The organism is Streptomyces xanthophaeus (assembly GCF_030440515.1).
Lineage (GTDB): Bacteria > Actinomycetota > Actinomycetes > Streptomycetales > Streptomycetaceae > Streptomyces > Streptomyces kutzneri.
Genome location: NZ_CP076543.1, coordinates 7,422,564 through 7,434,793 on the forward strand (window position 1 = coordinate 7,422,564; position 12,230 = coordinate 7,434,793).

At 72.4% G+C, this 12,230-nt stretch carries 13 protein-coding genes; 10 read left to right on the plus strand and 3 right to left on the minus strand.

All coding sequences use genetic code 11. The annotated features are described in order from the left end of the window. Positions 1–13 precede the first annotated feature (13 nt). Positions 14–868 carry a YhjD/YihY/BrkB family envelope integrity protein gene (locus KO717_RS33160; protein WP_301373142.1) on the minus strand — a complete coding sequence of 285 codons (855 nt, stop codon included), beginning with the start codon at positions 866–868 and terminating at the stop codon, positions 14–16. A 71-nt stretch (positions 869–939) separates the two neighbouring features. Continuing rightward, entirely contained in the window at positions 940–2,268 is a 1,329-nt protein-coding gene (gene paaK / locus KO717_RS33165) for a phenylacetate--CoA ligase PaaK (RefSeq protein WP_301373143.1), read from the minus strand. A gap of 106 nt (positions 2,269–2,374) precedes the next feature. Between paaK and KO717_RS33170 the strand changes: the two genes are divergently transcribed. Then, complete coding sequence (locus tag KO717_RS33170) at positions 2,375–3,226, plus strand: alpha/beta fold hydrolase (protein WP_301373144.1); 852 nt, start codon at positions 2,375–2,377, stop codon at positions 3,224–3,226. 100 nt (positions 3,227–3,326) lie between these two features. Then, a complete protein-coding gene (locus KO717_RS33175; RefSeq protein ID WP_301373145.1) occupies positions 3,327–3,848 on the plus strand; it encodes a hypothetical protein in 522 nt (173 codons plus the stop codon). A gap of 48 nt (positions 3,849–3,896) precedes the next feature. Here KO717_RS33175 and KO717_RS33180 read toward each other — a convergent pair whose 3' ends face one another. After that, a complete protein-coding gene (locus KO717_RS33180; RefSeq protein WP_301373146.1) occupies positions 3,897–5,525 on the minus strand; it encodes an acyl-CoA synthetase in 1,629 nt (542 codons plus the stop codon). Positions 5,526–5,723: 198 nt separating this feature from the next. Here KO717_RS33180 and KO717_RS33185 point away from each other — a divergent pair, with 198 nt between their 5' ends. The 8 genes from KO717_RS33185 (at position 5,724) to KO717_RS33220 (ending at position 12,174) form a co-directional block, all read left to right on the plus strand. After that, a complete protein-coding gene (locus KO717_RS33185; RefSeq protein WP_301373147.1) occupies positions 5,724–6,524 on the plus strand; it encodes a crotonase/enoyl-CoA hydratase family protein in 801 nt (266 codons plus the stop codon). A gap of 200 nt (positions 6,525–6,724) precedes the next feature. After that, positions 6,725–7,684, plus strand: coding sequence for a Zn-ribbon domain-containing OB-fold protein (locus tag KO717_RS33190; protein WP_301373148.1), 960 nt, complete (start codon positions 6,725–6,727; stop codon positions 7,682–7,684). Continuing rightward, on the plus strand, positions 7,684–8,742 hold the full coding sequence (locus KO717_RS33195; protein WP_301373149.1) for a thiolase domain-containing protein: 1,059 nt from the start codon (positions 7,684–7,686) through the stop codon (positions 8,740–8,742). The genes KO717_RS33190 and KO717_RS33195 overlap by 1 nt, the downstream gene beginning before the upstream one ends. Beyond that, positions 8,739–9,905 (plus strand): thiolase domain-containing protein, encoded by a 1,167-nt coding sequence (locus tag KO717_RS33200; protein ID WP_030723088.1) that lies wholly within the window; start codon positions 8,739–8,741, stop codon positions 9,903–9,905. Before KO717_RS33195 ends, KO717_RS33200 begins: the two co-directional genes overlap by 4 nt. A gap of 145 nt (positions 9,906–10,050) precedes the next feature. Continuing rightward, complete coding sequence (locus tag KO717_RS33205; protein ID WP_370466718.1) at positions 10,051–10,278, plus strand: DUF397 domain-containing protein; 228 nt, start codon at positions 10,051–10,053, stop codon at positions 10,276–10,278. A 305-nt stretch (positions 10,279–10,583) separates the two neighbouring features. Beyond that, the gene (locus tag KO717_RS33210) at positions 10,584–10,946 is read left to right on the plus strand and encodes a hypothetical protein (protein ID WP_301373150.1); all 363 of its coding nucleotides are present in this window, start codon (positions 10,584–10,586) and stop codon (positions 10,944–10,946) included. A gap of 10 nt (positions 10,947–10,956) precedes the next feature. Next, positions 10,957–11,667 (plus strand): hypothetical protein, encoded by a 711-nt coding sequence (locus tag KO717_RS33215; RefSeq protein ID WP_301373151.1) that lies wholly within the window; start codon positions 10,957–10,959, stop codon positions 11,665–11,667. Between the two features lie 99 nt (positions 11,668–11,766). Beyond that, complete coding sequence (locus KO717_RS33220; protein WP_301373152.1) at positions 11,767–12,174, plus strand: ACT domain-containing protein; 408 nt, start codon at positions 11,767–11,769, stop codon at positions 12,172–12,174. The last annotated feature ends 56 nt before the right edge of the window (positions 12,175–12,230 follow it).

The window sequence follows — 12,230 nt, forward strand, 5'->3', positions numbered from 1 at the left end:
GGGGGGAGCCCGGTCAGCCGGGGCGTGGAGGGTGTGGGGCGGGGTCCTCGGGAGGGAAGAGCCCGCTGCGCCGCAGCCGCCGCAGGGTCAGGTGCTCGTGCACGAGCCGGCCGACGAGCGCGCCGCCGTAGACCACGAAGCCGACGCCGACCAGCCAGGACTGGACGACGAGCAGGGTGCCGAAGGGGCCGTAGATGACCGCGTTGGAGGCGATGAGCGGGGAGAACACCAGCTGGGAGAAGATCCGCAGCCCCAGCAGCCCGAGGCTGGTCGCGACCGCCCCCGGCACCAGGGCGCGCCAGCGGACCCGGCCGCCGAGCAGCAGACGCTGCGAGACGATGAAGAACAGGCAGGTGCCGGCGAGGTCGCCCAGAGCTCCGAGCACCGTGCCGATGGCGTCGTTCGACGGCGAGGGGATCCCCACGAGCAGGCCGAGGTAGCAGACGAGCAGGGCGAGCCAGACGACGTGCAGCCACATGGTGTGCCAGCGCGCGGTCGGCAGGTCCCACACCTTCTCGTAGCCGGTCTGTACGGCCGAACCGAAGGTCAGGCCGAACACCGCGAGCGCGGCCAGACCGAACGCGGTGGTCCGCTCCAGCGCCAGGTCCGCGGCGCCGAACAGCATCTCCACCCGCACCCGCGAGGCCTCCGTCACCCCGAGGGCCTGGCCTAGCCAGCGGCCGAAGCCCGAGCCGCTCCCGGGCGCGGCGGCCGCCACGACCACCAGCAGCGGCACCAGGGTGAGGAAGCCGAGGGCCGCGAAGCCCATCGCCCGGTGCATCAGCTCCATCTCCCGGCCACGGCTCCAGGCCAGCCCGATCTGGGAGCCCTGGAGCCGGTCGTAGAGCCGTCGGACGGTGGAGATCACACCTCATCCACTACCCCCGAGCGCCGGCCAGCTCCCGGGAGCCACCCTCAAATGGGCCCGAAGGGGTGGTTTCAGCCGCCCGGACGCGTGTCTCTCGCCTCCCCGGCTCCGCGGAGGTCGACCAGTCTCTTGATCTTCCCCACCGAGCGCTCCAGCGTCTCCGGGTCGACCACCTCGACCCGGACGGAGACCCCGACCCCCTCCTTGACCGCCCGGACCACGGCGGCGGCCGCGTCCTGCCGCCGCTCGGCGTCCGTCTCCCGACGCGCCTCCACCCGTACCGTGAGGGCGTCCATCCGGCCCTCCCGGGTCAGCTGCAGCTGGAAGTGGGGAGCCAGGCCAGGCGTCCGCAGCAGGACCTCCTCGATCTGCGTCGGGTACACGTTCACCCCGCGCAGGATGATCATGTCGTCGCTGCGCCCCGTGATCTTCTCCATCCGGCGGAAGGCCGGCCGGGCCGTTCCGGGCAGCAGCCGCGTCAGGTCCCGGGTGCGGTAGCGGATGACGGGCATGGCCTCCTTGGTGAGGGAGGTGAACACCAGCTCGCCGGGCTCGCCCTCCGGCAGCACCGCGCCGGTCAGCGGATCGACCACCTCGGGATAGAAGTGGTCCTCCCAGATGTGGAGGCCGTCCTTGGTCTCCGCGAACTCCTGCGCCACGCCCGGTCCGATGACCTCGGACAGGCCGTATATGTCCACCGCGTCGATGTCGAGCCGTTCCTCGATCTCCCGGCGCATCTCCTCGGTCCACGGCTCGGCGCCGAAGATCCCCGTCCGCAGTGAGGTGGCGCGCGGGTCGATCCCCTGGCGCTCCATCTCGTCCAGCAGGGTCAGCATGTAGGACGGGGTCACCATGATCACCTCCGGCCGGAAGTCCTCGATGAGCCGGACCTGCCGGTCCGTCATCCCGCCCGACGCGGGCACGACCGTACAGCCGAGGCGCTCGGCGCCGTAGTGCGCGCCCAAGCCGCCGGTGAACAGCCCGTACCCGTAGGCGATGTGGATGATCTGGCCGGGCCGTCCGCCCGCCGTCCGTATGGACCGGGCGACGACGTCCGCCCAGGTGGAGAGGTCCCCGTCGGTGTACCCGACGACGGTCGGCCGCCCGGTGGTGCCGCTCGAGGCGTGGATGCGGCGCACCTGCGAGCGCGGCACGGCGAACATTCCGAAGGGGTACTGGTCGCGCAGATCGGCCTTGGTGGTCAGGGGGAACAGGGAGAGGTCGGCGAGGGACCGGCAGTCGTCGGGATGCACGCCGGCCTTGTCGAAGGCCTGCCGGTAGAAGGGCACCTTCTCGTAGGCGCGGTGCAGGGTCGCGCGCAGCCGGGTGAGCTGGAGGGCGGCCAGCTCGTCGCGGCCCAGCCGCTCGCCCGTGTCGTGGAGATCCGTGTACACCGCCATGCCGTCACCTCACCATGAGAAACCGACCGATCATTCGGTAGATTGCCAGGAATTCGCAGGTTAAATCAATGACTCGAACGAGTGATCGTCTTTTATGTTGGCCGGCATGCCTACCTTCACCACCTACGACGGAACCGAACTCGCCTACCACCTCCAGGGCGACGGTGAGCCGCTGGTCTGCATCCCGGGCGGTGCCATGCGGGCCTCCGCGTACCTCGGAGACCTCGGCGGACTGGCGGACGGCCGCCTTCTGATCCTCCTCGACCTGCGCGGCACGGGCGACTCCGCGGTACCGGCGGACGAGTCGACGTACCGCGTCGACCACCAGGTCGGCGACGTCGAGGCACTGCGGGCGCACCTGGGCCTGGAGCGCATGGACCTCCTCGCCCACTCCGCCGGCGGCAACCTCGCCCAGCTCTACGCGGCCGCGCACCCCGAGCGGCTGCGCCGGACCGTCCTGGTCACCCCGACCGCGTGGGCGGTGGACCTCCCGGTCACCGCGGAGGACCGGCTGGAGGGGGCCCGGCTGCGGGCGGGCCGCGAGCCGTACGACACGGCCGTCGCGGCCTACGAGCGGATCCTCACGGACACCGCCCACGGTGAGGAGGACTGGGAGCTGGCCGCGCCGGTGTTCTACGGGAACTGGGACGCGGCGGCCCGGGAGCACTGGGCGGCGAACGCGCGGCAGCAGAACGAGAAGGCCGCCGAGGCCTACGCGGGCCCCGGCGCCTTCGACCCGCCCGCCACGCGTGCGGCGCTCCGCCAGGTCACGGGCGAGGTCCTGGTGCTGGCCGCAGAACTGGACGGCAACCCCCGCCCCGCCCTGGCGGCCCGGCTCGCCACCCTGTTCCCGCGGGGCTCGGTCGACGTCCAGCCCCGGGCCGGCCACTTCCCGTGGCTGGACGACGCGGCCTGGTTCGCGGCCCGTGTGGAGCGGTTCCTGGCGGCGGGCGCCTGACGACGCGACGCGGCGGGGGCTCGTCGGGCGGTGCTTCACCAAGATCGGCGGGATGGCAGACTGACGGGCCGTACCGCGAACCGAGAGGACCGACATCATCGTGCGACGGATAGTGGTGCTCACAGCCCTGGCGTCCCTGGCCTTGACGGCAGTGGTGGCGGCCACGGCGGCCGCCGGCGCGTACCTGCTGCGGGACCTCGGCCCGCTGCCCCCGCGATTCCCGGGTCCTCCGCTGCCCCGCGAAACGGTGGTGTCGGAGATGACCTCGATCCTGGCGGCGGAGGGCATCACGGTGGAGCGGGAACCCTCCGGGGCTCTGGGCAGGTGCCACGAACGGCTCTCCGGACATCATGCGCAGGAGACGATGGACGCCGCCCTGAAAGCGGCCTTCGCGCGGGCCCGTTCCGACTACGGCTGGCAGGACGGCCCCGACCTGGGCGAGCGGGCGCTGACCCTGAGGAAGAACAACTGGACGGTCACCTCCGGCCTCATGGGTGAGCCGATATCGGGTCTGCCGGCCCCGGTCATCATCTCGCTGACCTGCGTGGACGGCGACGACACCTCCACCGCCCCCACGGCACCCTCTGCCCCGGCCCTCGCACCCGCGCCCGCGTCGTCCTGAGCGGGCGCCGGCCGGCGACCCGTACGGCTCGCCGGCCTGGGCGGACGATCAGGCCGTGTCCGCCTCCGTCGCCACCGCCTTCGCCCAGCGGTAGTCCGCCTTGCCGCTCGGGGACCGCTGGATGGCGGGCGCGATGACCAGCTGCCGCGGGATCTTGTAGCCCGCCAGCCTGGTGCGGCAGTGGCTCTGGATCTGGTCCAGGGACGGCGCCTCGGCGCCCTCCCGGACCTGGACCACCGCGGCCACGTGGCTGCCCCAGGTCGGGTCCGGGACCCCCGCCACCAACGCGTCGTACACGTCGGGGTGGGACTTCAGGGCCTGCTCGACCTCCTCCGGATACACCTTCTCGCCGCCCGTGTTGATGCACTGCGAGCCGCGGCCGAGCACCGTGACGATGCCCTGCTCGTCGACGGTCGCCATGTCGCCGAGCAGCACCCAGCGCTCCGCGCCCTTCTGGAAGAAGGTCTCGGCGGTCTTGGCCGGGTCGTTGTAGTAGCCGAGCGGGACGTGCCCGCGCTGGGCGAGGCGACCGGGCTCGCCCACCGCCACCGGCTCGTGCGTCACCGGATCCACCACCTGCGTACGGTCGTTGACCACCAGGCGGAAGCCCTTCTCCGGGCCGGAGTCGTCCGCCGCCCGGCCGTTGGACCCGGACTCGGACGACCCGAAGTTGTTCAGGAGCAGCACGTTCGGCACCAGCCGCTGGAACTCGGCGCGCACCGTCTCCGACATGATCGCCCCGGACGAGGAGACGCTGAACAGCGACGACAGGTCCGTGCCCTTGAGCGGGCCGTTCAGGGCGTCGATCAACGGCCGCAGCATCGCGTCACCGACCAGCGACACACTGGAGACCTTCTCCTTCTCGATCGTACGGAGCACTTCCTCCGGCGCGTACTTCCGGTGGATGACCACCCGTTGGCCGTAGTTGAAGGCGATGAACGAGGTCAGCGTCGACGTGCCGTGCATCAGCGGGGGCGCCGGGAAGAAGGTGAGCCCGGCGCCGCGCACCGCGACCCGCTCGGCCAGTTCCTCGGGCCGCTTCACCGGCTCGCCCGAGGGCTCGCCACCGAAGAGCCCGGCGAAGAAGAGGTCCTCGGCCCGCCACATCACACCCTTGGGCATGCCCGTCGTGCCGCCGGTGTAGATGATGAACAGGTCGTCGGGGCTGCGCGGCGGGAACCCGCGCCCGGGTGCTCCGGCCGCCTCGGCGTCCGCGTACGCGACCGGCGCGATCGACGGCTCGGGGGCGCCCTCGGGGGCCTGGCCGACCCTGATCAGGTGCCGGAGCTTCGTCGTATGCGGCAGCGCCGCCGCGACCCGCTCGGTGAACTCGCCCTCGAAGACGAGGGCGGCGAGATCGGCGTCGTTGTAGAGGTAGACCAGCTCCTCCTCCACGTAACGGTAGTTGACGTTCACCGGGACCAGCCGGGCCTTCAGACAGGCCAGCACCGTCTGCAGGTACTCGATCCCGTTGTAGAGGTGAAGGCCCAGGTGCTCGCCGGCCGTCAAGCCGCTGTCGAGCAGGTGGTGGGCGATCCGGTTCGCCGCCGTGTCGAGCTCCGCGTACGTCAGGCGGCGCTCCGCGCCGGTCCCGGGGTGGTCCACGTACACGAGGGCCTCACGGTCCGGGACCACGTCCACGACCGACTCGAACAGGTCGGCAAGGTTGTACTCCACCGTTCCTCCTGACCCTGGATGTTCCCGGAGTTCCCGACGGCCGGCCATGTGGCCGGCCTGCTCCGGCGGTCATTAGAGCGCCGGAGACGGCAACTGGGAAGGGCGGCATCCAAGAAATCTGACTGAGTGTCAGAAAACTATTGAACTGCACCCTCCCCTACTGCAACCTGTTCTAGGTCTTGAGACGGGAGGACGGCAATGGGTGGGACGGAACACCTGACCGTGGATCGGCACGGCGCCACGCTGGTGCTCACCATGAACAGGCCCGAGGCGAAGAACGCGCTCTCGCTGCCGCTGCTGGTGGGGCTGTACGACGGCTGGCTGGAGGCCGACGCCGACGACGGCATCCGCTCGGTGGTCCTCACCGGTGCGGGCGGGGACTTCTGCGCCGGAATGGACCTCAAGGCCCTGGCCGGGAAGGGCATGGCGGGCGACCAGTACCGGGACCGCCTCAAGGCCGACCCCGACCTGCACTGGAAGGCGATGCTGCGCCACCACCGGCCGCGCAAGCCGGTGATCGCGGCGGTGGAGGGCTACTGCGTGGCCGGCGGGACCGAGATCCTGCAGGGTACGGACATCCGGGTGGCGGCCGAGGGCGCGACCTTCGGGCTGTTCGAGGTCAAGCGCGGACTCTTCCCGATCGGCGGCTCCACGGTGCGGCTGCCGCGCCAGATCCCGCGTACGCACGCCCTGGAGATGCTGCTGACCGGCCGCCCGTACTCCGCCGCCGAGGCCGAGCGGTTCGGGCTGGTCGGGCGGGTGGTGCCGGACGGTACGGCCCTTGCGGCGGCCCTGGAGATCGCGGAGCGGATCAACGCGTGCGGGCCGCTGGCGGTGGAGGCGGTCAAGGCGTCGGTCTACGAGACCGCCGAGATGACGGAGCGGGAGGGGCTGGCCTCGGAACTCCTGCGGGGGTGGCCGATCTTCGACACCGCCGATGCGAAGGAGGGGGCGCGGGCCTTTGCCGAGAAGCGGCCCGCGGTGTACCGGCGCGAGTAGTGCGGGCACACGGTGCCCGAGCCCGCGTCTGTGGGCGGGTGCGGCGCCGTTGCCGGGGGCGCCGCACCCGGACCCCCGCGCCTCGAACGCCGGCGGGGCTGAAAAGAGCGCCTCGAACGCCGGCGGGCTGAGAGTGCCGACGGGGCTGGAAGTGCCGGCGGGGCTGACAACATCGGAATCGATCGCATCGGAGAAACGCCATGACAGCTCCCTCCCCACCGGAGGTGCTCCGCGCGCCCCTCATCGTCGAGTTCCCCTTCACTCGGTCCCTCGGGCCCGTTCAGAGCGCCTTCCTCACCGGGCTGCGCGAGGGCACCGTCCTCGGGGTGAAGACCTCCGACGGCAAGGTGATGGTCCCGCCCGTCGAGTACGACCCCGTCACCGCCGAGGAGATCCGCGAGCTCGTCGAGGTCGCCGCCACCGGTACCGTCACCACCTGGGCGTGGAACGACCGGCCCCGCCCCCAACAGCCCCTGGACACCCCCTTCGCCTGGGTGCTGGTCAAGCTCGACGGCGCCGACACCGCCCTCCTGCACGCCCTCGACGCGCCCGGCCCCGACGCCGTCCGCACCGGCATGCGCGTCCGCGTCCGCTGGGCCGCCGAACGCACCGGCGCCATCACCGACATCGCCTGCTTCGAACCGGACGACGGCCCCGCGGGCGGGGACGCCGTCCCGCACGACGGGAGCTTCGCCGACCCCGTCACCGGCATCGTCGCCGAGGCCCGCCTCGACTACGTCTACAGCCCCGGCCGCGCCCAGACGGCGTACATCAACGCCCTCTCCGAGCGGCGGACCGTCGGCGAGCGCTGCCCCTCCTGCCACAAGGTGTACGTCCCGCCGCGCGGCGCCTGCCCCACCTGCGGGGTGGCCACCACCGACCGCGTCGAGGTCGGCCCGGCCGGCACGGTCACCACCTACTGCATCGTCAACATCAAGGCCAAGAACCTGGACATCGAAGTCCCCTACGTCTATGCCCACATCGCCCTCGACGGCGCCGGCCTCGCCCTCCACGGCCGGATCGGCGGCATCCCCTACGACCAGGTCCGCATGGGCCTGCGCGTCGAGCCCGTATGGACCGAGGGCGGCCGCTACCCCGACCACTACCGGCCCACCGGCGAACCGGACGCGGACTACGACGCGTACAAGGAGCTCATCTGATGGCCCGATACGCCCGCGAGGTCGCGGTGGTCGCCTTCGCGCAGAGCGACCACCTGCGCCGCACCGACGAGCTCAGCGAAGTCGAGATGGTCATGCCGGTCCTGCACCAGGTGCTGGCCGCCACCGGCCTGAAGGCCGGCGAGATCGGCTTCACCTGCTCCGGCTCCAGCGACTACCTGGCCGGCCGGGCCTTCTCCTTCACCATGACCCTCGACGGGGTCGGCGCCTGGCCGCCGATCTCCGAGTCGCACGTCGAGATGGACGGGGCCTGGGCCCTCTACGAGGCCTGGGTCAAGATCCAGACCGGCGAGGCCGACACCGCACTCGTCTACGCGTACGGGAAGTCCTCACCCGGGTCGGTGCGCGACGTGCTGACCCGCCAGCTGGACCCGTACTACGTCGCCCCGCTCTGGCCCGACGCGGTGGCCCTGGCCGCCCTCCAGGCCCAGGCCCTGATCGACGCGGGCGAGACCGACGAGAGCGCACTGGCCGCCGTCGGAGCACGCAGCCGGGACGCGGCCGCCGCCAATCCGCACGCCCAGCTCCGCGGCCCCGTCCCGCAGGGCGACTACCAGGTCAGGCCGCTGCGCACCGGAGACTGCCCGCCCGTGGGCGACGGCGTGGCCGCCGTCGTCCTGGCCGCCGGCGACCTCGCGCGCCGGCTGTGCGAACGCCCCGCCTGGATCACCGGCATCGACCACCGCATCGAGGCCCACAGCCTGGGCCTGCGCGACCTCACCGACTCCCCGTCCACCCGGCTCGCCGCCGAACACGCGGGCGTCTTCGAAGCCCCGGTGGACACGGCCGAACTGCACGCGCCGTTCTCCTCCCAGGAGGTCGTGCTCCGCAAGGCCCTCGGACTCGCCGACGACGTGACCGTGAACCCCTCCGGGGGAGCGCTCGCCGCACATCCGATGATGGCCGCCGGCCTGATCCGCATCGGCGAGGCGGCCGCCCGGATCCACCGCGGGGCATCGCACCGGGCCGTCGCCCACGCCACCTCCGGCCCCTGCCTCCAGCAGAACCTGGTCGCCGTCCTGGAAGGGGACGCAAGGTGAGTAAAGAGCCCGTGGCCATCGTCGGGATCGGCCAGACCAAGCACGTGGCGGCCCGCCACGACGTCTCCATCGCCGGACTGGTCCGCGAGGCGGCGGCGCGCGCCCTCGCGGACGCCGAGCTGACCTGGGCGGACATCGACGCGGTCGTCATCGGCAAGGCCCCCGACTTCTTCGAGGGGGTGATGATGCCCGAGCTGTACCTGGCGGACGCCCTCGGCGCGGTCGGCAAGCCCATGCTGCGCGTGCACACGGCCGGTTCGGTCGGCGGCTCCACCGCCCTGGTCGCCTCGAACCTGGTGGCGGCCCGCGTCCACCGCACGGTCCTCACCCTCGCCTTCGAGAAGCAGTCCGAATCCAACGCCATGTGGGGCCTGTCGCTCCCCGTTCCCTTCCAGCAGCCGCTGCTCGCCGGCGCGGGCGGTTTCTTCGCCCCGCACGTGCGCGCGTACATGCGGCGCACCGGTGCGCCGGACACGGTGGGCTCGCTGGTGGCGTACAAGGACCGGCGCAACGCGCTCAAGAACCCGTACGCGCACCTGCACGAGCACGACATCACCCTGGAGAAGGTCCAGGCCTCGCCGATGCTGTGGGACCCGATCCGCTACTCGGAGACCTGCCCCTCCTCGGACGGCGCGTGCGCGATGATCCTCACCGACCGGGCGGGCGCGGCCCGTTCGCCGAAGCCGGCCGCCTGGGTGCACGGCGGGGCGATGCGCAGCGAGCCCACCCTCTTCGCCGGCAAGGACTTCGTCTCGCCGCAGGCCGGCAAGGACTGCGCGGCCGACGTCTACCGGCAGGCCGGCATCACCGACCCGCGCCGGGAGATCGACGCGGTCGAGATGTACGTGCCGTTCTCCTGGTACGAGCCGATGTGGCTGGAGAACCTCGGCTTCGCGGCGGAGGGCGAGGGCTGGAAGCTCACGGAGGCCGGGGTCACCGAACTCGACGGGGACCTTCCGGTCAATCCGTCGGGCGGCGTGCTGTCCACCAACCCGATCGGCGCCTCCGGCATGATCCGCTTCGCGGAGGCGGCCCTCCAGGTCCGCGGCCAGGCCGGGGAACACCAGGTTCCGGGCGCCCGCCGGGCACTGGGGCACGCGTACGGAGGCGGCGCGCAGTTCTTCGCGATGTGGCTGGTGGGGGCACAGGAGCCGACCTCCTGAACACAGGCCCGGCCGACGACGGAGGGGCCGGCCGGGGAGCCGGACCGGCCACGGGTGACTCACCGTGGCCTGTCCGGCACCCGCTGCGGTGGTTAACCTTGCCCCCGGACGACGTACCGGGAGGAGCACGCACGTGGCCGAGAGCATGACTTCACAGCCCCTCGCTGGCTGGGGGAAGCCGGACCTCGATCTCACCGAGGCGGACTGGCAGTCGAGCAGCCGGGGAGCGGGCGACGTCCAGATCGCCTTCGTCGAGGGCTTCATCGCGATGCGCAACAGCGAGCGTCCCGAGAGCCCTTCACTGATCTTCTCGCCGGACGAGTGGCACAAGTTCGTGCTGAACGCGCGGGGCGGTGAGTTCGACCTGACCTAGGCCGTCCGAGCCGTGTCCGCAACGGGGGTGTCTTCCGGATCGTGCCGGTCGGGCCCGGCCGGGTCCGGAAGACACGTCCCGGCCAGGCCCCGGGCATCCCGCGGACGGCGCACCACCGGGCGCGGAGACGCCGCCCGGTGGGCCGCCGAATCCCTTTGCGCCCCGCGGCGCGGCCCGGCAGGATGGGGCCGTGACGATCGACCGCCGAAAGGGCGATGCCGCGTAACCGGCCCGGCGCGCTGCGCGCCGTACGAGGAACCCACACAGGTCGGCGACCACCCGCCTGGGCGTGCGAACTGCCGCCCGTGGACCGGCTGTCGCCCGCTGCGAGCGCGGAGGTCCACTGGACGGCCGCCGGCCGCCACCACCCGCTCGCGGACCTGCTGCGGCGCTACCGCGCCTTCCTGCGGAGCCCCGGTTCCCGCCTGCGGCTGACCGCCGCGGTCTGCCCGGCCCCGCTGTGCGCGCTCGACGACGTCGCCGCGGTCCGGGACGAGCTCGCCGACGCCTACCGGGCCCTGCCGCCCGGTGCCGGTCGCGCGCTGGGCCGCGTACTGAGGCCGCTGGACGCCGAGTTCCGCAGACGGACGGTGTTCGACCGGGACGCTCCCACCACGTACCGGTCGGGGAGCCCGCGCCCGTGGTGGCACCGGCGGTCGTACGAGTGAGAGGACAACCATGGGAGCGCAACGTCGCCAGGTGCTGGAGCTGCGGATCGTGGCACCGGTGCGGGGATGGGTGGAGGTCCGACCCGTGGTCGACGGGCGCGACGTCCTGGCGGAGCTGTGGGAAGGGTGGTCGGGAGAGGACCCGTGGGTCGTTCTGGGGGCGGGCGGCGTCGCCGTCGCCGGGGACGGGCCCCACGAGGTACGGCTGGCACGGATCTCCTGCACGGAGGTCTGCTGCGGGGCGCTGTACGTGACAGTGCGGCGGGAGGGCGACGAGGTCGTCTGGGACGGCTGGCGCAACCCGGCCGGCGGCCAGGCGGATCTGCCCGAGTTCCGGTTCGACGCCGCGCGGTACGCGGCCGAGGTCCGCCGGGCGGGTCTCGACCGCGCCTGGGAGTGGCCGGCCCGGACGGTGGCGGGACTGCTGGAGGAGCGGCTCCGGGGGGATCCGGGATGGTCGCGGCGGTGGGAGTGCGAGCTGGACGCGGTCTGGACCGACCAGGCCGAGCCGAACCGCCTGCAGCTGGTGCTCATCCACCCCGATGCGGCAGCGGATCGGGAAGGCCGGCCGTGGCTCCAGCTCGGGGTGACCCTGGACGTCGGCGACGGGAACCCGCAGGCGGAGGCGGACCGCCTCGCGGCGCGCCTCGCGGCCGCCGACCGGCAGGAGCTCGCCGAGGTATGGGGCAGCTCCTGGCACCACTCGGAGGATCCCGTATGAGCCGAAGACCCCTCACACACGCACCCGGGCGTGGCACGGACCTGTGACCCGCCTCCCGGCGAAGCGGGTAACGCCGGGGGGATCGGTAGGCTCGGCCGCATGAGCGGAGAACAGGACCTGCGGAAACTCCTGAGCGGGATGCGGCCCGAGCTGAACGAGGGGCGGTACGTCTTCTGCACCGTCGACGGCACCACCGTCCCCGCCGGGACCGCCCCCGTCGCCACCGTCCGCGAACCCGAGGGCCTCACCCTGGTGCTGCGCCAGGAGGACGCCGACGCGGTCGGCCTCGCCTACGACTACACGGCAGGCTGGATCACCCTGCGGATCCACTCCGCCCTCGACGCCGTCGGACTCACCGCCGCCTTCGCCACCGAACTCGGCGCACACGGTCTGAGCTGCAACGTCATCGCCGGTTACCACCACGACCACCTCTTCGTGGCCGCCGACCGTGCCGCCGAGGCCGTGGCCGTCCTCAAGGACCTCGCGGCCCGCTCCGTACACGACTGAAGCCCTCCGGAAAAGAAGATCGGATTCTTTTCCGCACTGGGATCCCTCGTGCTGCG

Excerpts from the sequence above, each read along its gene's own strand:
- KO717_RS33170 (WP_301373144.1), top strand. The coding sequence starts at position 2,375 with ATGCCTACCTTCACCACCTACGACGGAACCGAACTCGCCTACCACCTC.
- KO717_RS33215 (WP_301373151.1), top strand. The coding sequence starts at position 10,957 with ATGGGAGCGCAACGTCGCCAGGTGCTGGAGCTGCGGATCGTGGCACCG.
- KO717_RS33195 (WP_301373149.1), top strand. The coding sequence starts at position 7,684 with ATGGCCCGATACGCCCGCGAGGTCGCGGTGGTCGCCTTCGCGCAGAGC.
- KO717_RS33205 (WP_370466718.1), top strand. The coding sequence starts at position 10,051 with ATGACTTCACAGCCCCTCGCTGGCTGGGGGAAGCCGGACCTCGATCTC.
- KO717_RS33190 (WP_301373148.1), top strand. The coding sequence starts at position 6,725 with ATGACAGCTCCCTCCCCACCGGAGGTGCTCCGCGCGCCCCTCATCGTC.
- KO717_RS33220 (WP_301373152.1), top strand. The coding sequence starts at position 11,767 with ATGAGCGGAGAACAGGACCTGCGGAAACTCCTGAGCGGGATGCGGCCC.
- paaK (WP_301373143.1), bottom strand. The coding sequence starts at position 2,268 with ATGGCGGTGTACACGGATCTCCACGACACGGGCGAGCGGCTGGGCCGC.
- KO717_RS33185 (WP_301373147.1), top strand. The coding sequence starts at position 5,724 with ATGGGTGGGACGGAACACCTGACCGTGGATCGGCACGGCGCCACGCTG.